Consider the following 18,064-nt stretch of genomic DNA (forward strand, 5'->3'; position numbering starts at 1 on the left):
ATGCCCGGGCGTTCCGCCGGGCCACGCGCCCACTGTGGAGTAGCGAGGCCCGGCCCGCCCCGGCCCGGCCACGGGGTATGCTGCCCACCGAGATGGGCGATCGGTGACGGGCGGCGGCGAGGCACCGAGGGCAGGGCGGGGCGGCACCGAACCTTCGGCGTGGGTACGACGCTTCGCCGAGCGGATCCCGGCGGGTGGGACGGTGCTGGACCTCGCCTGCGGGCGCGGGCGCCACACCCGTCTGCTCCTCGCGTTGGGGCATCCCGTGGTGGCTGTGGACCGCGACGTCTCCGCGGTGGCCGACCTCGACGGCGCTCTGGAGGTCGTCGAGATCGACCTCGAAGACGGCCGTGCGTTCCCTCTGGCGGAGCGGCGCTTCGACGGGCTGGTGGTGACCGCCTACCTGCACCGGCCGTTGCTCGGCGCCCTGGTCGAGGCGGTCGCCCCGGGCGGCACGCTCATCTACGAGACCTTTTCGTCTGACCACGCGCGCTTCGGCCGGCCGACCAACCCCGACTTCCTGCTGCATCCCGGCGAGCTGCTCGAGGTCGTGCGTGGCCACCTGCGGGTCGTGGCCTATGAGGACCTCGTCGTACCCGGTCCAGCCGCGCTGCAGCGCATCTGCGCCAGCCGTGACCCCAGTGCGAGCACCTCCGCGGTGCGTCGGTGCCATGAATCAGTGCGGGGCGCCTGAGGATGCTCGAGACGCGTGGCGTCTTGCCGTTGTGGTGGTGGCAAGCGTGCGGGTCGCGATGTTCTTGGCTGCCGCGGGCGCCGCGTGACTGTTGGCAAGCGATGCCTCGTCCCCGACATCCGACCTGTGGGAGATGTGGCGGCGCTGGGGACGCCGACCTCTACGTGAAGATCGCGGAGCAGGGCTACGCGGCGACCCGTGATGAGAGCATCAGGCCTTCTTCCCCTGTTCCCCGTGCTGGTGCGGGCATGGGGCTGGGTGGGTCTGCCACCGGTGGCGGCGGGCATGCTGGTCAGTCTCGTGTCGTCGGTGGTGGCCAGCCACTACATCATTCGGCTGGCCGACGAGGTGGCGGGTCCGGGCACCGGCCGCCGAGCGGTCTGGTACCGCTCCCCCCTGCGGCTGGTGTGCGTGGAGGATCGGGGCCTTGTGCCGGTCCCGTTCCTGAACGCTCCCCCTTCCACCGTGATTGGGGCCGCTTGCGCGGCCATCTGCGGCGAAGAAGACGCCGTGCGTCGTCGGCAGGCTACGGAGCGGCGGCATCTTTTCCCCAGGCACGATGACGAATTCCGGGTGACCCGCTGCCGCCGGTGCACGATGGGGCCATGCACACCTGGACCGCTGCCGCTCGAGTCCTGCGGGCGGAGGCCGGCAGGATCATCCTGCGCCGCCTCCCGCCCCAGGTCCCGCCGCTCGTCGCCGTGGTCGGGGGTGCTCGCCCGGCGGCGGCGATCGCGCTGCGCAACTGCGATCCCGACCGTCCGAACCGCACGGTCGCAGAACTCGTCCTGCTTGCCGCCTCCTTCCGGCCCGAGCGCATCCTCGTGGGCCTGCCGTTCGCGCTCGATCCCACCAAGGACCGTCGCAGCGGAGTCCTCGTCGTCCACGATCTGCAGTGCGTCCTCGATGGGTTCGTCGAGGTGACCCGGGTCCGGGCATGGCGACGCCTCGGCCGGCGCGTGCTGTGGCAGCCGACCGAGTTGCGGCAGTGCGAGATCCTCGACGCGCAGGTGGCGCTGCTCGCCCGCGAGGTCGTCGCCGAGCGGCCGGCGGAACCGGAGCCCGACGTGCAGGAACGGCTCGTCGCACGCTCCCTCGCCGCCGGCCAGGTCGTCAGGATCGCCCCGTCGATGTCGCGCACGGCGAGGTGACCGCCGGCCGCCCACCCCCTGGTCGCGCCGTGGTGTCGGGCGGCACGCGCATGGGGACTGGGCCGCAAGCGCACGCGATGCTGCTATTATGCATGCATGCCCAGCGTCACGATCAGGGACCTTCCCGACGACGTTCGGGATGAGCTTGCGAGCCGTGCCGCCCGCAGCGGCCGCTCCCTGCAGCAGTACCTGTGGCAGCACCTCACCGACCTTGCCGCAGGCCCCGACATGGAAACGCTGCTCGACGAGATCCGCCGCCGCAAACAGGCGAGCCCCGCGACCCTGGACGTGGGCGACCTGCTGCGCTGGCGCGACGAGGACCGAGCCTGATCCGTGGTCGTGGTCGACGCCTCGGTGGTCGTGGCCGCGCTGATCGACTCCGGTTCGACGGGTCGGTGGGCTGAACAGCAGCTGGCGAGTCAGCCGTTGGCTGCACCGCACCTGTGCCCAGTCGAAGCGGCCAACCTGTTGCGGCGGAGCGAGCTGGCGGGAGGCATCGATCGATCTCGAGCGGCGTCAGCGCACCAGGATCTTCTGCGTCTGCCCTGGCAGCTCTACCCCTACGAGCCCTTCGGAGCGCGGGTCTGGGAGCTCCGCCCGAACGTCACCGCCTACGACGCGTGGTACGTCGCGGTGGCCGAGCTGCTGGGTGCGCCAGTCGCCACACTTGACCGCCGGTTGGTGGGCGCCACCGGACCCCGGTGCGCCTTCGTCATTCCGCCGATGCCGGTAGGCGCCTGATCAGCAGTCCGGGTACTCCGCCCCGACAATACGCGCACCCTGGCTCAACCTCGGCCACCGCCCGCATGGTCGCCTGCGACGGTGAGGTCACCGCGATCGCGTGCCTCCACGCGATCCACCACGATGACTGGCTCGTGGTGCGCACAGCCGCCGGCGGCTACCGCGCCCGACCACCCACTGCCGGTGAGGGGCGATCTACCGCCTGATCGCACCCGACCGCGGCGGTGGGGGGTCAGACCCTGCCGTGCATTGCGGCATCGGTTCCGCGGGATTGTCACACCCCGTTGTTACGGTTCGTTCCGAACGGCTGTCCGATGCGGCGGCCCCCCGCAGGGCCGGCGAGCGAGGGAAGGAGGCGGCGTGGTGCGGTTCGTGCACACGGCGGACTGGCAGCTCGGCATGACCCGCCACTTCCTCGCACCCGAGGCGCAAGCGCGCTTCGCCGACGCCCGCCTGTGCGCGGTGCGCGCGGTGGGAGAGGTCGCCGCCGAGCACGGCGCGGCCTTCGTCGTGGTCTGCGGCGACGTGTTCGAGTCCAACCAGGTCGACCGTCAGGTGGTCGTGCGGGCGCTGGAGGCGCTCGCGGCCTGCCCGGTGCCGGTGTATCTGCTGCCGGGCAACCACGACCCCCTCGACGCGGGGTCGGTGTACCGATCGCCCACGTTCATCGCGCACCGTCCCGCCAACGTCGCGGTGCTCGACGGCGACACGGTCGTGACCCCGTGCCCCGGCGTGGAGCTGCACGCCGCCCCGTGGCGGTCCAAGCGGCCGCTGGTCGACCTCGTCGCCCGCACCGTGGCGGACCTGGAGCCCGACCCGGCAACGGTGCGCGTGGTCGTCGGCCATGGCGCGGTCGACGCGCTGGCCCACGGCCGGAACGAGGACCCGTCGGTGATCGTGCTGGCCGCCGCCGAGGCCGCCATCGCCCAGGGCCTGGTCGACTTCGTGGCGCTGGGCGACCGCCACTCGCTGACCGAGGTTGGGACCACCGGGCGGGTCTGGTACGCCGGCGCCCCCGAGCCCACCGACTACGACGAGGTCCTTCCCGGCCACGTGGCCCTGGTCGACGTCGACGCTGAGCAGGTGACCGTCACCCCCTGCCCGGTCGGCACCTGGCGGTTCGTGCGCTACGCCGCCGACCTGGACAGCCCGGCCGACGTCGCCGCGCTGGCGGCCTGGCTCGACGACCTGCCCGACAAGGAGCGCACGGTCGTGCAGCTGCGGCTGGTCGGCACCCTGGGCCTGCGCGACCACGCCAGCCTCAGTGCGCTGCTCGACCATCACCGCGACCTGCTCGGCGCGCTGGAGACACCCTCGCAGCACACCGGCCTGGCCGTGCGTCCCGACGACGCCGACTGCGACGCGATGGACCTGGCCGGGTTCGCGGCCGCGGCCCTGCGCGACCTGCAAGACGCCGCCGGCGCCGACGACGCGGCGCCGGTCGCCCGCGACGCCCTGGCCCTGCTGTACCGGTTGAGCACGGGAGCGCCGTCGTGAGGATCCACCGGTTGCGCCTGGTCGACTACCGCGGTGTCGACGCCGCGGAGGTCACCTTCGCCCCGACCGGCGTGACCGTCGTGCAAGGCCCCAACGAGGCCGGCAAGACCAGCCTGGCCGAGGCCCTGGACCTGCTGCTCGACCACTACGACGACACGCAGAAGGCCGCCGTGCGCGCGGTCAAGCCGCTGCACCGCGACGCCGGCGCCGAGATCACCGCCGAGCTGTCCGCCGGTCCCTACCGGTTCACCTACACCAAGCGCTTCCACAAGGACCGGGCCACCACCCTGACCGTCCACGAGCCGGCGCCCGCCTCCTCCACGGGCCGGGAGGCGCACGACGCGGTGCAGGCGATGCTCGCCGAGACCGTGGACCTGGCGCTGTGGCGCGCGCAGCGTCTGACGCAGGACGGCAGCGTCGAGCAGGCCGACCTGCGCGAGCAGACCGCGCTGGCCCGCGCGCTGGACCGCTCTGCTGCCGGGCCCGCCGCGGGCGACCGTGAGGACACGCTCCACGAGCGTGTCATCGCCGAGTACCGCCGCTACCACACCGCCACCGGGCGGCCGAGCAAGGCGGTCAAGGAGGCGGTCACCGACCACGAGGCCGCCTGCCACGACGCGGACCTCGCGCGCAAGCAGCTCGACGAGGTCGAGGCCGACGTCGAGCGCTGCGCCGCGCTGGAGCGCGACCTGGCGGCCTGCCGGGTGCGGCTGCGTGACCACCAGCGGCGGTTGCCCGAGCTGGAAGCGGCCTGGTCGCAGCTGTCTGCGCGCCGCCAGGAGGTGCACCGCCTGGCCCTTGCTGCCGAGCTGGCCGAGGCGACCGTCGTCACCGCCGCCGGTGTGCTGCAGGCGCGCCAGGACCTGGCCGCTGACGTCCAGGTCGCCGGCGCGGCCCTGGCCGAGCTGCGCGGCGAACAGTCCCGCGCCGCTCCCGCCGCCGCGGCCGCCGAGCGCGCCCGCGACCAGGCTGGGAGAGAGGTGGGTGAGCGCAGCGCAGCGCTGCGCGACGCGCAGGACCGGACCGTGCGCGCACGGGCGGCTTACGAGCGCCGCCGTGATCGCCTGGACCTCGAGCTGCTGGCCGAGCGCGCCGAGCGGGTGACCGACATGCAACGCCAGGTCGCCGAGGCCGAGGCGGCGCTGGACGGCGCGCGCGTGGACGCCGCGCTGCTCGCCCGGATCGAGGCGGCGCACCTGGCGGTGGTGGAGGCCGAGGCGCGTCTGGAGGGCGACCACGCGGTGGTGGCGGTCCGCCCGCTCGGGGCGGGACCGGTGCAGGTGGGCGGCCGGCAGGTCACCGACGCGCAGACGCTGGCGGTGACCGCGCCGCTGGACGTGACCGTCCCCGGTGTCGTGGCCGTCTCCGTGCGCCCGGGTCGGGGGGTCGCTGCGCTGGCGGCCGCCCGCGACGCGGCCGCGTCGCACCTGGTCGCCTGCTTGGGTGAGGCCGGGGTGGCCGACGTCGCCGCCGCCCGCGCCGCCCACCGCCGGCGCGAGGAGGCCGGACGCGCCAGGGCCGACGCCCACGAGGCGCTGCGCCGCGACCTGCGCGACCTGACCCCCGACCTGCTGGCCGACAAGGTCCGCCGGCTGCGCGAACGCGTCGGCGACGTCGACCTGGACACCGACCTCGACACGGCGCGCGAGGCCGTCGAGCAGGCCGAGGGCGCCGTGGCGACCGCGACAGAGGCGCTCACCGACGCCGAGCAGCTGCTGGCCCGTGCCGCCAGCGAGCGTGAGGGCGCCCGCCACAGCCGTGCCGAGCTTCAGGGCCGAGTCGAGGCCGCGACCGCCAGGCTGCAGGAACGCTCCGCCGCGCTGGCCGACGCGCGCACCGAGGCCGCCGACGCCGCTGTGGCCGCCCGCGCCGACGCCGCCGGCGAGGAAGCCGACGCCGCCATCCGCGCGCACGCCGACGCGGCCGCCGACCTGGACGCTGCCGACCCCGACGCCGTGCGGGCCGCGCTGGACAACGCCCGCGACGCCGCCGAACGCGCGACTGCTGAAGCCCGTGGGCTGGAGCACGAGCTGCTGCAGATCCGCGCTCGCCTGGAGGTGCGCGGCGAGGAGGGACTGGCCGACCGCCTGGCCGAGGCCGAGTCGCGGGTGGCCCGCACGGGTGTGCACCGCGAACGGACCCAGGCCCGCGCCGCCGCGGCCCGGTTGCTGCACGAGACCATGACCTGCCGACGCGACCAGGCCCGCCAAGCCTACGTCGCGCCGTTCCGCGACAAGATCACCGCGCTCGGACGGGTCGTGTTCGGCCCCGACCTGGCGGTGTCCATGGACGAGGACCTGGCCATCACCAGCCGGACCCTGCACGGGGTGACGGTGCCCTTCGCCGAGCTGTCCGCGGGTGCCCGCGAGCAGCTGGCGGTGATCGCACGGCTGGCCTGCGCGGCGATCACCAGCGACGACGGCGGCGTCCCGCTGATCCTCGACGACGCTCTGGGCCACTCCGACCCCGCGCGCCTGGAGGCCCTCGGGGCGGTGTTCTCCTTGGCCGCGCGCGACGCCCAGGTGATCGTGCTGACCTGCATGCCCGAGCGCTACCAGCACATCGGCACCGCCCGGGTGGTGCGCCTGGACTGACCCGGCCAGGCCCGGCGCGGCTATTGCCCCAGGTCGAACCCACCCACGTCGAGCGCGTCGTCGGGGTCGAGCTCCAGGAGGAAGTCGCGGCAGCGGGCGGCTTCCTCGACCTCGCCGATGGTGAACGCCGCGTGCATCAGGCTGTGCACGCTGCGCAGGAAACCGCGGTTGGGCTCGTGGCGCCACGGGACGGGACCCTGGCCGCCCCAGCCGGCCTTGCGGATCGTGTCCAGACCGCGGTGGTAGCCGGTGCGGGCGAAGGCGTAGGCGGCAACCGGGTCGCCGGCGTCAAGGGCCCACTCGGCCAGCCGCGCCCACGCGTCGAGGTAGGCGGGGTGGGTCGCGGCGACGACCCGCAGCCCTTCCCCGAGGGCCCCGTCGTCGCCGTCCGCGGCGGCCAGCGAGCGGACGCGTGCCAGGGCCTCGGACCACTCCGCCGGCACCGGGGCCAGCTCGATCTCGGTCACGCCATGCATCGGGAGTTTGCTCATGGCCACGGTCTACCACCTCGGGGCCTCCCGGCCCAGCGCGCAGCACGGTTCTCCGGCGTGTGTGCGGGCTAGGTGCGAGCTTCCTGCGGTGTCGGTGACCCGAACTCGCCCGCTTGGACCACGAAGTCCACGAACAACCGGGCGGTGGCCGGGAGGCGTTCGGTGTGGGCCACGAGGTGCCAGTCCCGGCGTATGGGTGTGTCCGGGATCGCGAGGATGCTGAGCGTGCCTTCGGCGACCTGGCGGGCGACAGCGTCGCGGGACACCAGCGTCACGCCCAGGCCCGCCACGACCGCCTCGACGATGGCCACGTTGGACCCGAGGGTCAAGGTCCGTGGGTTGAGCTCGTGCTGCTCCAGGAAGGAGACCGTCGCCGCCCGGGTGCCGGAGCCGTGCTCGCGCAGCAGCCACGTCTGCGCGGCCATCCAGCGCATCTGGTCCTCGGGCGGGTCGAGGCCGTCGCGGGTGACCACGATCAGCTCGTTGCGCCGCACGGCGTGCACGTAGCGGTTGTTGTCGTCGGTCGGCCGGCCGCCGAGGGCCACATCCGCCTCGTGCGAGTCGAGCAGCGCGCGCACGCGCTCGCGATTGCCGACCTCCAGGTGCAGCCCCACCCCGGGGTAGCGCTCACGGAACCGCGCGACCAGCGGCGGCACGATCTGCTCGCCGGCGGTGGTGACCGCGGCCAGGCGCAGCTCGCCGTGCTCGGGGTCGAGCTCGCCCGCCGCCGCCCCGCGGGCCTCGTCCAGCAGGCCGAGGATGCGCCGGGCGTAGTCGGCGTACACGAGTCCCGCCTCGGTCAGGCGCAGCCCGCGACCCTCGCGCACGACCAGCGGGGTGCCGACCTCCTCCTGGAGGGCGGCCAGGGCGCTCGACACCGCCGAGGGGGTCACGACCAGCCGTGCGGCGGCGGCGCGCACCGCGCCGGTCTCCGCCACGGCCACGAACGTGCGCAGCTGGTTGAACGTCATGTGCGAGCTCCTTTGTGAAGTTCCCACTATACAAAGAGCCGCCATTCCGCTATGGACAGGCGATCAGTCGCCTGGCATTGTTCTTGTCAGCGGTGGGGGACTTCACATACCGAGCAACACCGAGCGAAGGGTGCAGCATGGCAGACAATGGCCAGAAGAAGGGCGAGAAGAACGGCGACGACCGCTGGGGCGCAGGGGTCATCCCCTACGCCAAGATGGGCTACTGGGAGCCCGACTACGAGCCCAAGGACACCGACATCCTGGCGGCGTTCCGGATCACCCCCCAGCCCGGCGTCCCGGCGAACGAGGCGGGCGCGGCCGTGGCCGGCGAGTCGTCGACCGCCACGTGGACGGTGGTCTGGACCGACCGCCTCACCGCGCACGAGCACTACCAGGCCAAGTGCTACAAGGTCGAGCAGGTCCCCGGCCAGGACAACCAGTACATCGCCTACATCGCCTACGATATCGACCTGTTCGAGGAGGGCTCCATCGCCAACCTCACCTCGTCGATCATCGGCAACGTCTTCGGCTTCAAGGCGCTGACCGCCCTGCGCCTGGAGGACATGCGCATCCCCCTGCACTACGTCAAGACCTTCCAGGGGCCCCCGCACGGCATCGTCATGGAGCGCGAGTACCTCAACAAGTTCGGCAAGCCGCTGCTCGGTGCGACCACCAAGCCGAAGCTCGGCCTGTCGGCCAAGAACTACGGCCGGGTGGTGTACGAGGCGCTGCGCGGTGGGCTGGACTTCGTCAAGGACGACGAGAACATCAACTCGCAGCCGTTCATGCGCTGGCGCGACCGCTACGTGCACGTCATGGAGGCCGTCAAACGGGCCGAGGCCGAGACCGGTGAGACCAAGGGCCACTACCTGAACGTCACCGCGCCCACGATGGAGGACATGTACGAGCGCGCCGAGTTCGCCAAGGAGGTCGGCAGCATCATCATCATGATCGACCTCACCATCGGCTTCACGGCGATGACGTCGATGTCGAAGTGGGCTCGTGCGAACGGGCTGATCCTGCACCTGCACCGCGCCGGTCACGGCACCTACACGCGCCAGAAGACCCACGGTGTGAGCTTCCGGGTGATCGCCAAGTGGGTCCGTCTGCTCGGTGTGGACCATGTCCACGCCGGCACCGTCGTCGGTAAGCTCGAGGGCGACCCGAACATGATCGCCGGCTACTACGACACCTGCCGCCAGAGCTACACCCCGGCCGACCCGCAGAAGGGCATCTACTTCGACCAGGACTGGGGCTCGATGCCCGGTGTCATGCCGGTCGCGTCCGGCGGCATCCACGCCGGCCAGATGCACCAGCTGCTCGACTACCTCGGCGAGGACGTCGTGCTGCAGTTCGGTGGCGGCACGATCGGTCACCCCCACGGCGTCGCCGCCGGCGCGGAGGCCAACCGCGTGGCGCTCGAGGCCATGATCAAGGCGCGCAACGAGGGCGACGACTACGTGAAGAACGGTGACAAGATCCTGCGCGAGGCCGCGAAGCGCTGCGCGCCCCTGCAGGCAGCGATCGACACCTGGGGAGACATCTCCTTCGACTACCAGTCCACCGACACCCCCGACGTCGTCGAGACCCCGACGTCCGCCTAGCGCCGACGTCCCCTAGAGCCAAGGAGCCGACATGCACATCACCCAGGGAACCTTCTCCTACCTGCCGGAGTTCACCGACGAGGAGATCTCCAAGCAGATCCAGTACGCCATCGACCAGGGCTGGGCCGTCGCGGTGGAGTTCACCGACGACCCGCACCCCCGCAACTTCCTGTGGGACATGTGGGGCCTGCCGATGTTCGAGATCGAGGATGCGTCCGCCGGCCTCTACGAGATCAAGGAGTGCCGCAAGGCCTACCCGAACCACTACATCCGGGCCACGTTCTACGACGCCACCCTCGGCCGCCAGACCACCGCGCTGCAGTTCATCGTGAACCGCCCGCCGGAGGAGCCCGGGTTCCGCCTGGAGCGCCAGGAGGACCGCGACCGGGTGATCCGCTACACGCTGCACTCCTACGCGACCGAGCGTCCGAAGGGCGAGCGCTACAGCAACGGCAGCGGGAGCTAGGAGCGTCCATGGTCAGCAAGAACCAGGCCGAGAACAAGGACTCGGACAGCCGAGCCGGGTTTGGCATGAGCCAATCCCGCTCGGGGGCCCCGCCCGGGCAGGACCCCGAGGACACCGTCGAGACCCTCGGCGACGACGAGCTCGTCGATCTCCAGGCCGAGCTCAAGGAGTCGAACACCGACGAGGTCCTGGAGCGGCTCGACCGCGAGCTCGTCGGCCTGGTGCCGATCAAGACGCGCATCCGCGAGATCGCTGCGCTGCTGCTCGTTGACCGCCTGCGCAACCGCTACGGGCTGGCCTCGACGCGGCCGTCGCTGCACATGTCGTTCACCGGCAGCCCCGGCACGGGCAAGACCACCGTGGCGATGCGGATGGCCGAGCTGCTGCACCGCCTGGGCTACATCCGCAAGGGTCACCTGGTCAGCGTCACCCGCGACGACCTCGTCGGCCAGTACGTCGGCCACACCGCGCCCAAGACCAAGGAGGTCGTCAAGCGCGCGATGGGCGGGGTGCTGTTCATCGACGAGGCGTACTACCTGTACCGCGAGGACAACGAGCGCGACTACGGGCAGGAGACCATCGAGATCCTCCTGCAGATGATGGAGAACGAGCGCGAGGACCTCGTGGTCATCCTCGCCGGGTACAAGGACCGGATGGACTCGTTCTTCCAGTCCAACCCCGGCATGGGCTCGCGCATCGCCCACCACCTGGACTTCCCCGACTACGACATCGACGAGCTGCTGGCCATCGGCGACCTGATCCTCGAGCAGGAGAACTACGAGCTGACCGACGAGGCACGCACGCTCTTCCACGAGTACCTCGAGCGCCGCAAGGGCCAACCCCGCTTCGCCAACGCGCGCAGCGTGCGCAACGCGCTGGAGCGGGCGAGGCTGCGCCAGGCCAGTCGTCTGCTGTCGTCGACCAGCGAGAAGGTCGGCAAGGACGACCTGGTGCGCATCCTGCCCGAGGACATCGCGAGCAGCCGGGTCTTCAACGAGTCCGACGAGGTGGGTGAGGCCGGGGAGGCCACCACCGACGACGCCGACGCCGACCAGGCCGACGCGAGCTGAGCCGGGCGCCCACGGCCTACCATGTGACGATGGAGGTCTGGCGGGCGCGGCGGTGGTCGGCCGACGCGGGGGTCGCATGAGACGCGGGGCGCTCGCCGCGCTGGTGGTGCTCGGCATGGTGGCCTGCGGGACCGGTGAGCGACCGCAGACCCCCCAGCCCCGCGAGGGTCGTGCCGGTCTGCAGCTGTCCGGCACGGTGGCGGGGTCGCAAGTCGCCGTCAGCGACGGCTCGCCCGACCTGACCCTGGGCGACTGCGAGATCGCCGGTGGCTCCGCACGTGACCTCTGTGCGAAGTCCCGCGACCTGCGGGGCGGTCCGGTGGTGCTGGCAGTCCGCAACCCCGGGGTGCTGGTGGCGGGCGAGACGCTGCCCGTCGGGGCTCCGGGCTGCACGGGCCAGGGGTGCGACGCGGTCACGGACGTCGCGGTGGTCGACGTGCTGCTGGGGGAGGACGGCCCGCGCCGGGCCACGAGTGGGGTGCTGGCGCTCACCGCGGTCCAGGAGGGACGCCGCTACGCGGGTCGCCTGCGCATCGAGCTGCCCGACGGCATGCTGTCCGGCCACTTCGACCTGGTCCCGCGGCCGCGGTGACGCGGGCGACCTGCCGCAGCTGCGCTCGTCACCGGATGGCACCGTCGTCCGGCTGCACACCAGGCTCTCCTGAGCCCCTCACCGGCGCACGTCGTCCAAGCTCGGGACCTGTTCGTGCAGGGACGTGAGATCGGCCTCGGAGCGGCTGGCCAGCGAGACGCCGATGGCCACCACGGTCGAGGCCAGCAGCGCTCCGAGGAAGGGCTGCAGGGTCGGCACGGCGTCGGGGAAGGTGGCGAGCCGCAGACCGTCGAGCAGCGCGCCCTGGGACGCCAGCCCCGGGGCCACCGCGCCCACGAGGCCGGCCACGCCGCCGGCCAGGGCCGCTGCGGGTGTGGCTCGCCGCCAGAGGCCGAGCAGCGCCGGCACCACCGCGGTGGCGCACAGCAGGTCGGCGATCAGGAACAGCCGCAGCACGGAGTAGTTCTGCAGCGCGACGACCACCGCAGGGATCATCACCACGACGGTGACCAGGCGCGCGCCCCGCAGCGACAGCGAGGGGCGCTCGGCGGCCACCAGGGCGGCGAGGCCGTTCTCCAGCGTGTCCACCGACGAGGCCACCAGGGACACCCCGAGCACCAGCACCACGAGCGCCACCCAGGCCGGCAGGCCGGCCAGCAGCGCGAAGAACGGCACGGGGGGGTCCCCGAGGGCCACCCCGGCTCCGGCGGCAAGGATGCCGAGCGCGCCCACCGCGACCATGACGGGCACGGTGAGGACCGCGCCGAGCACGGCGCCACGGCGCAGTGCCCCAGGATCCCGTGCGGACCACACGCGCTGCCAGTAGCCCTGGTGGAACAGGTTGGCGGCCGTCACGGCGAGCACCAGGGTGATCGCGGCCTCCACGCCGATGCGGTCGACGCCGAGCAGCCCGGACGTGGTCAGCGCGACACCGGGCGCGGGGACCGCGAAGACGATCGCGCCACCGGCCACCGCGAGGAGCCCGAGCATCAGCCAGGCCTGCCAGCAGTCGGTGCGCAGACTCGCCCGCAACCCGCCGTACGCGGTGTAGGCGAGCGTGACGCCGGCGACCGCCAGCACCGCGACGCGCGCGTCGGCGCCCGACAGGATGGCCGTGATCGCGCCGACGGCGGTCAGCTCCGCGGTCACGAACAAGGCCATGTAGGCCACGCTCACGCCGACGACGTAGCCGTGGAAGACGCGGCCGTAGCGCAGGCGCACGAACTCGGTGAGGCTGTGCCCGGCGGGCACGATCGCGCGCAGGCGCGGGCCCAGCAGGGCAAACCCCACAATGGGGGCGCACGCCCCGAGGGCGTAGCCGACCACGGCGACCAGGCCCACGAACGCCCCCACCTCGGGGGCGGCGAACAAGATCCACGCGCCCATCCCGGAGGCCAGGAACGACAGGCCGAGCGCCCCGGCACGCTGGCTGCCGCGCGCGACCATGTAGTCCTCGACGCTGCCCTGCGACCCCCGGGCGCGAACGCCCACCCAGGCGAACACCCCCAGCGCACAGACGACCGCGACCACAGCGAGCAGGGGTTCGACCACGACGCACTCCCTCCGCCGGCATTACCCGGTTCAGGTTCAGGGGTCTGCATCGGGCCGGTGGCCCACGCACTCTCAGCTTGGAAGCTCCCCCAGCGTGCGTGACACGATAGCGGAGTTCCGCGCGCTCGGCGACCGGCGGTGCTCCCCACGCGGGCCCAGCCCCGGTGGTGAGCCCCGGTGGTCAGCCCCGGTGGTCAGCCTCCGAGTGCCCGGCGAACCCGGTGGAGCAGGGAGCGTGTGGGGGCGTCACCGGCGTCCGCGGCGGGTGCCTCGACGGGGCCGGTCAGCGGCGTCGGCAGGTCCTCGGGCGGGCTGACCACGACCTGCAGGATCAGCGGGTCGGGCGCGTCGTTGCGCACGCCGTGGGCCACCCCAGCCGGGATCAGCACCGACTGGAGCGGCTCCAGGGTCACCTCCGCGTCGTCGGTGACGACCCAGGCGCGTCCGCCCACGACCGTGTAGATCACGTCGGCGGTGCGCAGCACCTGGGCCGCGATCACCTGCTGGGGTTCGAACCCGACCAGGTCGACGGCGACGACGTCGGTCGCGAAGACCCGCCGGCTGAGCGGCCCGGACTCCTGGAAGTCGACGTAGTCGCGCAGGTCGACCGCGGCGGGCTCGAACCCCGCGGGTCCATCGGAGGGTCCCATAGCCCGCGAGTCTAGTGCGGGCTCGGTGGTGGGCGGACGCCCCGGTAGACTCGCCCGCGGCGAGCGGGCCGGACCCGTCTCGGCCGCGACACGAGGACTTGCGCATGCCGACCTTCCAGTACACCCAGCAGTCGCCGACCGCGGTCCAGGCCGATGCGGTCGTGGTCTTCGCCGCGGCCGGTGACGGCCGGGCGATCCTCGGCGCGGATGCCGTAGCGCTGGCCCGCGAGCTCGACAGCGACCTCGACGTGTGGCTGGCGGGTGTGGCCTTCGACGGCGAGCTGGGGGCGGTCGCCCGTCTGCCCCTGCGCGACCGGGCGGGCGCGGGCGTGCTGATGGTCGTCGGGCTCGGCATCGCCGACGAGGTCACGGTCGACACCCTGCGCAAGGCCGCCGGGGTCGCTGTCCGCAACGCCGCGAAGGACTCGACGGTGGCGCTCGTGGCGCCCGGTGACTACACCGCCGGCGAGCAGGCGGCCGCGGTCGCGCAGGCCCTCACGGAGGGCGCGGCACTCGGCGCCTACGCCTTCACCGAGTACCGGTCGAAGAACCCCGACACCCCGTCGCTGGAGGCGGTGGTAGTGCTCGCCGGTGAGGGGGTGGACCCCGACGCCGTCGAGGCGGGCCTGGCGGTGGGCCAGGCCACAGCCGCCGGCGTCGTCCTCGCGCGCGACCTCGTCAACACCCCCCCGGGAGCCAAGCGCCCGCCGGCCCTGGCCGACCGCATCGCCGAGGTCGCCAAGGCCGCCGACCTGAAGGCGAAGATCTTCGACGGCAAGGCCCTCGCCAAGGGCGGGTTCGGGGGCATCATCGGCGTGGGGCAGGGTTCCAGCGAGCCGCCCCGTCTGGTCGAGCTGACCTACGACCCGGCTCGCTCCAAGGGTCACGTGGTCTTGGTCGGCAAGGGCATCACCTTCGACTCTGGGGGGTTGTCGCTCAAATCCAGCACGGCCATGAAGACGATGAAGATGGACATGAGCGGCGCCGCCGCCGTGGTCGGTGCCATGTCGGTGCTGGCCCGCCTGAAGGTCCGGACGAAGGTGACCGGCCTGGTGGCGCTGGCCGAGAACATGCCGTCGGGCGACGCCATCCGGGTCTCGGACGTGCTCACCCACTACAACGGCACGACCGTGGAGGTCATGAACACCGATGCCGAGGGGCGTCTGGTCCTCGCCGATGCGCTGGCCTACGGCGCCGAGCGTGAGCCCGACGCGATGATCGACGTCGCGACGCTGACCGGTGCGCAGGTCGTCGCGCTGGGCAACAAGATCGCCGCCATCATGGGCACCGACGAGGCGCTGGTGAGCGCGCTGCGCGACGCCGCCGAGCAGACCGGGGAGCAGCTGTGGCCGCTGCCGCTGCCGGCGGAGTACGCCGAGCAGCTCAAGAGCGACGTCGCCGACCTGCGCAACGTCGGCAAGGCCCGCGAGGCGGGGGCGATCGTCGCCGGGCTCTTCCTGAAGGAGTTCACGGCCGGTCAGCCGTGGGCGCACCTGGACATCGCCGGGCCGGCGTTCAGCGACGACGGCGACGCCTTCTTCACCTCCAAGGGCGGCACCGGGATGGCGGTCCGCACCCTGGTGCGCTACCTGCAAGACCTCACGTAGACACGAAGCGGCTGCGGCTCACCAGGACGCGGTGGTGCCGGCAGTGGGCCACCTCCGCCCCGTCGGAGGTGACCGAGATGGAGAACTCCAGACGCCGGCCGTGGACGCCCATCAGCACGGCCTCGGCCTGCACCGTCTGGCCGGCGTGGCTCGGCAGGAGGTGCTCCAGCTCGACCCAGGCGCCGACGCTCGTCTTGCCCTCGGGCAGGCACGTGCCGAGCGCCTGCACGGCAGCCTGCTCGGCGAGCGCGAGCACGCGGGGGGTCGCAAGCACCGCCACGTCACCGCAACCCATCGCGAGCGCGGTGTCGGCTTCGGTCACCTCGAGGCTGACGGTCGCGCGACGTCCTGGTATGCAGTCGGGGTGGTGATCGCTCATCGTGGGTGCTCCAGGCATGGCAGGTTCGCCGGTACTCCCGGCCGCTGGCAGTATGGACCGCATCCGGTGCTGGCCAATCATGCGCGCGCCGCCATCTGCGAGGAGTCCCATGTCCGGTCCGCTCGGGGTCATGTCGGTGATCCTGTTGGAGGCGGCCGTCGGCGGCGCCGTGGTGCTGTGGGCCAGCGGGGTCTGGGGCGCGGTCCGGCGGGGGTTCTTCGTCCTGACCGGGGTGACCCTCGCCCTCTGCGCGGTGGGAGCGTGGGCGATCACCCGCGGGCAGGTGGCAGGCCCGGAGGTGACCGCGCTCGGCGTGTTCGCCGCGCTCCTGGTCGTCTGGCAGGTCCTGCTCCTGGCCCGCCAGGAGGCCGTCTCCCGCGTGGTCGGCCTGGCCGGGACGGCAGCCGGCCTGGTGGCGCTCGCCATGTTCGGGCTGGCCCATGGGGTCAGCCCGGGGCTGGCGGTCGCGGAGCTCGCCCTGGGCGCGCTGTTCCTGGGTTCGACGTTGTTCGGGCTGCTGCTCGGGCACTGGTACCTCGTCGAGCGGCGCCTGACCAACGTCTACATGATCCGCGGGGCCTGGTGGTACATCGCCGGGGTCGTCGCCGCGGTGGGGGCGGCGGTGCTCTCGGCGCAGAACCCGCCGCCGGACCTGGGCGGGGGCTTCTCGCCCGTCCTGGTGGTACCGGGCTTCAGCGTCATGCTGGCGGTCGGCCTCGTGGCCGTCTGCGCCCTGATCGCCGGCTTCGTCTGGAAGCTCGCCAAGGAGGGCGGGCGCTCCATCCAGGCGGCCACCGGCATGTTCTACCTCGCGGTGATCATGGCCTTCTCCGCGGAGCTCTCCACCAAGTTCCGCTTCTTCTGAGCCGGCGGGGCCGGCGGGGCCGTGACCAGCGGGTGTTCTAACTTTGCGACCTCATTGTGAGGCCGGTTGACCCCACGGTTGACCCCAACCAGGGTTTCGCTGCGTCGGCAAGCGGACCGCTTGGTCCTCAATCTCTCTCCCCGCCCCTGTGGGCGGTCGCCGCCGGCCTGTGGACCGCCGATCAGCTCGAGGCAGCGATCGCCGTGATCGCCGCCATGGTCGGCAGTGAGGCCGCGCTCACCGACGTGCGCCGCCGCGCCACCCCGGGCGTCGACCCCAAGACCATCAACGCCCGCGGCGAGGTCGAGGCGCTGGTGCCCGTCACCGTGCTGCACGCCAGCTCATGCCCTGACCCCGCTGACCACGATGTTCCTGCGGGGTCGCTGGGGTGCTGTGATACTGCGCGTGAGCCTGTCGCTAGCGCTCACGGCCATCGGCCTGGCGACCGCCGTGGCGATCGCCACGCTGCTGTGGCTGACCCTGGACGCCAGCGATCAGCGGCGACAGGCCGCCGAGCGCGCCGAGGCGCGCACCACCGCCGCCGTCCAGTGCGTCGCGCGCTGCTGCTCGTGCACCCTGACGTCCGCGATACAGACGCTGTCGAGCGCCTGTGCGGCGCCGAGATCACCGAGGGAGTGCGCGAGCGCATGGCGACCCCGCGATGATCAGGCGGTGGCTTGTTGTTCGCACGCGCCCATGGCGGGCTACGAGGGGGCCACGCATGGCGGACACCGGGAACCTGCAGCTGCCGAGCCACCCGAGGGCGGCGACTAATGGTTCCGACGGCGGCCGGCGGGCGACCGCGAAGGCGGCGGTGGAGTACGAGAAGCCATGAAGACGGTCCCCTCGTGCACCACCAACTTCGGATCGGGCTTCTTCGAGGCAGACAGAGATCCGTCTGGCAGGACGAACTGGTGCACGCGCGCGACGATCTGCCCCTTGGACCAGTAGCAAACTTCCTCGCTGACCGTTCCGGACGGCTGACCGGAGGAGTCCCGCGGCCGGCCGCGCGCCTCCACCAAGGCCTGGAGTTCGCCAGCGAGCGCACGCTCATAGAACCGCTGCTCGTTGAACAGCCGGCGGAGTTCCTCAGGGGAGACGATGACCGGCCAGCCCTGGGTGGTGTCGCTCATGCAGCCCCCGGCCGCGAGCTTAGAGCAGTAGACTTCGCCTCAAGATG

The 18,064-nt window shown here is 72.5% G+C and carries 19 protein-coding genes and 1 riboswitch; of the genes, 13 read left to right on the plus strand and 6 right to left on the minus strand.

The features are described 5' to 3' along the window. Positions 1-103: 103 nt before the first annotated feature. The 6 genes from WD250_13030 to WD250_13055 all read left to right on the plus strand — a co-directional run bounded on the left by WD250_13030 (position 104) and on the right by WD250_13055 (position 6,677). Complete coding sequence (locus WD250_13030) at positions 104-694, plus strand: methyltransferase domain-containing protein (GenBank protein ID MEX2621129.1); 591 nt, start codon at positions 104-106, stop codon at positions 692-694. Positions 695-1,299: 605 nt separating this feature from the next. Continuing rightward, positions 1,300-1,845, plus strand: coding sequence for a hypothetical protein (locus WD250_13035; GenBank protein ID MEX2621130.1), 546 nt, complete (start codon positions 1,300-1,302; stop codon positions 1,843-1,845). A gap of 96 nt (positions 1,846-1,941) precedes the next feature. Continuing rightward, positions 1,942-2,175 (plus strand): hypothetical protein, encoded by a 234-nt coding sequence (locus WD250_13040; protein ID MEX2621131.1) that lies wholly within the window; start codon positions 1,942-1,944, stop codon positions 2,173-2,175. Between the two features lie 3 nt (positions 2,176-2,178). Continuing rightward, positions 2,179-2,586 carry a type II toxin-antitoxin system VapC family toxin gene (locus tag WD250_13045; protein ID MEX2621132.1) on the plus strand — a complete coding sequence of 136 codons (408 nt, stop codon included), beginning with the start codon at positions 2,179-2,181 and terminating at the stop codon, positions 2,584-2,586. A gap of 360 nt (positions 2,587-2,946) precedes the next feature. Then, positions 2,947-4,083, plus strand: coding sequence for a DNA repair exonuclease (locus WD250_13050; protein MEX2621133.1), 1,137 nt, complete (start codon positions 2,947-2,949; stop codon positions 4,081-4,083). After that, on the plus strand, positions 4,080-6,677 hold the full coding sequence (locus WD250_13055; protein ID MEX2621134.1) for an AAA family ATPase: 2,598 nt from the start codon (positions 4,080-4,082) through the stop codon (positions 6,675-6,677). Before WD250_13050 ends, WD250_13055 begins: the two co-directional genes overlap by 4 nt. A 20-nt stretch (positions 6,678-6,697) precedes the next feature. Here the strand turns inward: WD250_13055 and WD250_13060 are convergent, their stop codons facing one another. Both WD250_13060 and WD250_13065 read right to left on the minus strand, forming a co-directional pair. Next, entirely contained in the window at positions 6,698-7,168 is a 471-nt protein-coding gene (locus WD250_13060) for a DUF3151 domain-containing protein (protein MEX2621135.1), read from the minus strand. Positions 7,169-7,236: 68 nt separating this feature from the next. Beyond that, positions 7,237-8,139 carry a LysR substrate-binding domain-containing protein gene (locus WD250_13065; protein MEX2621136.1) on the minus strand — a complete coding sequence of 301 codons (903 nt, stop codon included), beginning with the start codon at positions 8,137-8,139 and terminating at the stop codon, positions 7,237-7,239. Positions 8,140-8,276: 137 nt separating this feature from the next. On the opposite strand from WD250_13065, the gene WD250_13070 reads away from it, so the two are divergent. The 4 genes from WD250_13070 to WD250_13085 all read left to right on the plus strand — a co-directional run bounded on the left by WD250_13070 (position 8,277) and on the right by WD250_13085 (position 11,871). Continuing rightward, positions 8,277-9,743 carry a form I ribulose bisphosphate carboxylase large subunit gene (locus tag WD250_13070; protein ID MEX2621137.1) on the plus strand — a complete coding sequence of 489 codons (1,467 nt, stop codon included), beginning with the start codon at positions 8,277-8,279 and terminating at the stop codon, positions 9,741-9,743. 31 nt (positions 9,744-9,774) lie between these two features. Next, the gene (locus WD250_13075; protein MEX2621138.1) at positions 9,775-10,209 is read left to right on the plus strand and encodes a ribulose bisphosphate carboxylase small subunit; all 435 of its coding nucleotides are present in this window, start codon (positions 9,775-9,777) and stop codon (positions 10,207-10,209) included. Positions 10,210-10,217: 8 nt separating this feature from the next. Beyond that, positions 10,218-11,279, plus strand: a complete 1,062-nt coding sequence (gene cbbX, locus WD250_13080) for a CbbX protein (protein MEX2621139.1) — start codon at positions 10,218-10,220, stop codon at positions 11,277-11,279. Between the two features lie 76 nt (positions 11,280-11,355). Beyond that, positions 11,356-11,871, plus strand: a complete 516-nt coding sequence (locus WD250_13085) for a hypothetical protein (protein MEX2621140.1) — start codon at positions 11,356-11,358, stop codon at positions 11,869-11,871. A 78-nt stretch (positions 11,872-11,949) separates the two neighbouring features. Here WD250_13085 and WD250_13090 read toward each other — a convergent pair whose 3' ends face one another. Together WD250_13090 and WD250_13095 are read right to left on the minus strand one after the other, a co-directional pair. Next, a complete protein-coding gene (locus WD250_13090; GenBank protein ID MEX2621141.1) occupies positions 11,950-13,383 on the minus strand; it encodes a hypothetical protein in 1,434 nt (477 codons plus the stop codon). Next, positions 13,373-13,484, minus strand: a riboswitch (TPP riboswitch). It overlaps the preceding gene by 11 nt. Positions 13,485-13,577: 93 nt before the next feature. Beyond that, positions 13,578-14,033: a cupin domain-containing protein gene (locus WD250_13095; protein MEX2621142.1), complete on the minus strand. Its 456-nt coding sequence runs from the start codon at positions 14,031-14,033 to the stop codon at positions 13,578-13,580. A 104-nt stretch (positions 14,034-14,137) separates the two neighbouring features. Here WD250_13095 and WD250_13100 point away from each other — a divergent pair, with 104 nt between their 5' ends. Beyond that, on the plus strand, positions 14,138-15,640 hold the full coding sequence (locus WD250_13100; GenBank protein MEX2621143.1) for a leucyl aminopeptidase: 1,503 nt from the start codon (positions 14,138-14,140) through the stop codon (positions 15,638-15,640). Here WD250_13100 and WD250_13105 read toward each other — a convergent pair. Next, positions 15,633-16,019 (minus strand): hotdog domain-containing protein, encoded by a 387-nt coding sequence (locus WD250_13105; GenBank protein ID MEX2621144.1) that lies wholly within the window; start codon positions 16,017-16,019, stop codon positions 15,633-15,635. The genes WD250_13100 and WD250_13105 overlap by 8 nt on opposite strands. 109 nt (positions 16,020-16,128) lie before the next feature. On the opposite strand from WD250_13105, the gene WD250_13110 reads away from it, so the two are divergent. Together WD250_13110 and WD250_13115 are read left to right on the plus strand one after the other, a co-directional pair. After that, positions 16,129-16,884 (plus strand): hypothetical protein, encoded by a 756-nt coding sequence (locus tag WD250_13110; GenBank protein ID MEX2621145.1) that lies wholly within the window; start codon positions 16,129-16,131, stop codon positions 16,882-16,884. 405 nt (positions 16,885-17,289) lie between these two features. Continuing rightward, complete coding sequence (locus WD250_13115) at positions 17,290-17,658, plus strand: hypothetical protein (protein MEX2621146.1); 369 nt, start codon at positions 17,290-17,292, stop codon at positions 17,656-17,658. Here WD250_13115 and WD250_13120 read toward each other — a convergent pair. Further along, positions 17,655-18,017, minus strand: a complete 363-nt coding sequence (locus WD250_13120; protein ID MEX2621147.1) for a hypothetical protein — start codon at positions 18,015-18,017, stop codon at positions 17,655-17,657. The genes WD250_13115 and WD250_13120 overlap by 4 nt on opposite strands. Positions 18,018-18,064: the final 47 nt, after the last annotated feature.

This window comes from Egibacteraceae bacterium, assembly GCA_040905805.1.
Taxonomy (GTDB): domain Bacteria; phylum Actinomycetota; class Nitriliruptoria; order Euzebyales; family Egibacteraceae; genus DATLGH01.

Bases quoted from the DNA above. Each gene is read 5' to 3' on its own strand.
- WD250_13070 (MEX2621137.1), top strand. From the start codon at position 8,277: ATGGCAGACAATGGCCAGAAGAAGGGCGAGAAGAACGGCGACGACCGC.
- cbbX (MEX2621139.1), top strand. From the start codon at position 10,218: ATGGTCAGCAAGAACCAGGCCGAGAACAAGGACTCGGACAGCCGAGCC.
- WD250_13120 (MEX2621147.1), bottom strand. From the start codon at position 18,017: ATGAGCGACACCACCCAGGGCTGGCCGGTCATCGTCTCCCCTGAGGAA.
- WD250_13085 (MEX2621140.1), top strand. From the start codon at position 11,356: ATGAGACGCGGGGCGCTCGCCGCGCTGGTGGTGCTCGGCATGGTGGCC.
- WD250_13075 (MEX2621138.1), top strand. From the start codon at position 9,775: ATGCACATCACCCAGGGAACCTTCTCCTACCTGCCGGAGTTCACCGAC.
- WD250_13110 (MEX2621145.1), top strand. From the start codon at position 16,129: ATGTCCGGTCCGCTCGGGGTCATGTCGGTGATCCTGTTGGAGGCGGCC.
- WD250_13065 (MEX2621136.1), bottom strand. From the start codon at position 8,139: ATGACGTTCAACCAGCTGCGCACGTTCGTGGCCGTGGCGGAGACCGGC.
- WD250_13040 (MEX2621131.1), top strand. From the start codon at position 1,942: ATGCCCAGCGTCACGATCAGGGACCTTCCCGACGACGTTCGGGATGAG.
- WD250_13105 (MEX2621144.1), bottom strand. From the start codon at position 16,019: ATGAGCGATCACCACCCCGACTGCATACCAGGACGTCGCGCGACCGTC.
- WD250_13035 (MEX2621130.1), top strand. From the start codon at position 1,300: ATGCACACCTGGACCGCTGCCGCTCGAGTCCTGCGGGCGGAGGCCGGC.
- WD250_13095 (MEX2621142.1), bottom strand. From the start codon at position 14,033: ATGGGACCCTCCGATGGACCCGCGGGGTTCGAGCCCGCCGCGGTCGAC.
- WD250_13100 (MEX2621143.1), top strand. From the start codon at position 14,138: ATGCCGACCTTCCAGTACACCCAGCAGTCGCCGACCGCGGTCCAGGCC.
- WD250_13060 (MEX2621135.1), bottom strand. From the start codon at position 7,168: ATGAGCAAACTCCCGATGCATGGCGTGACCGAGATCGAGCTGGCCCCG.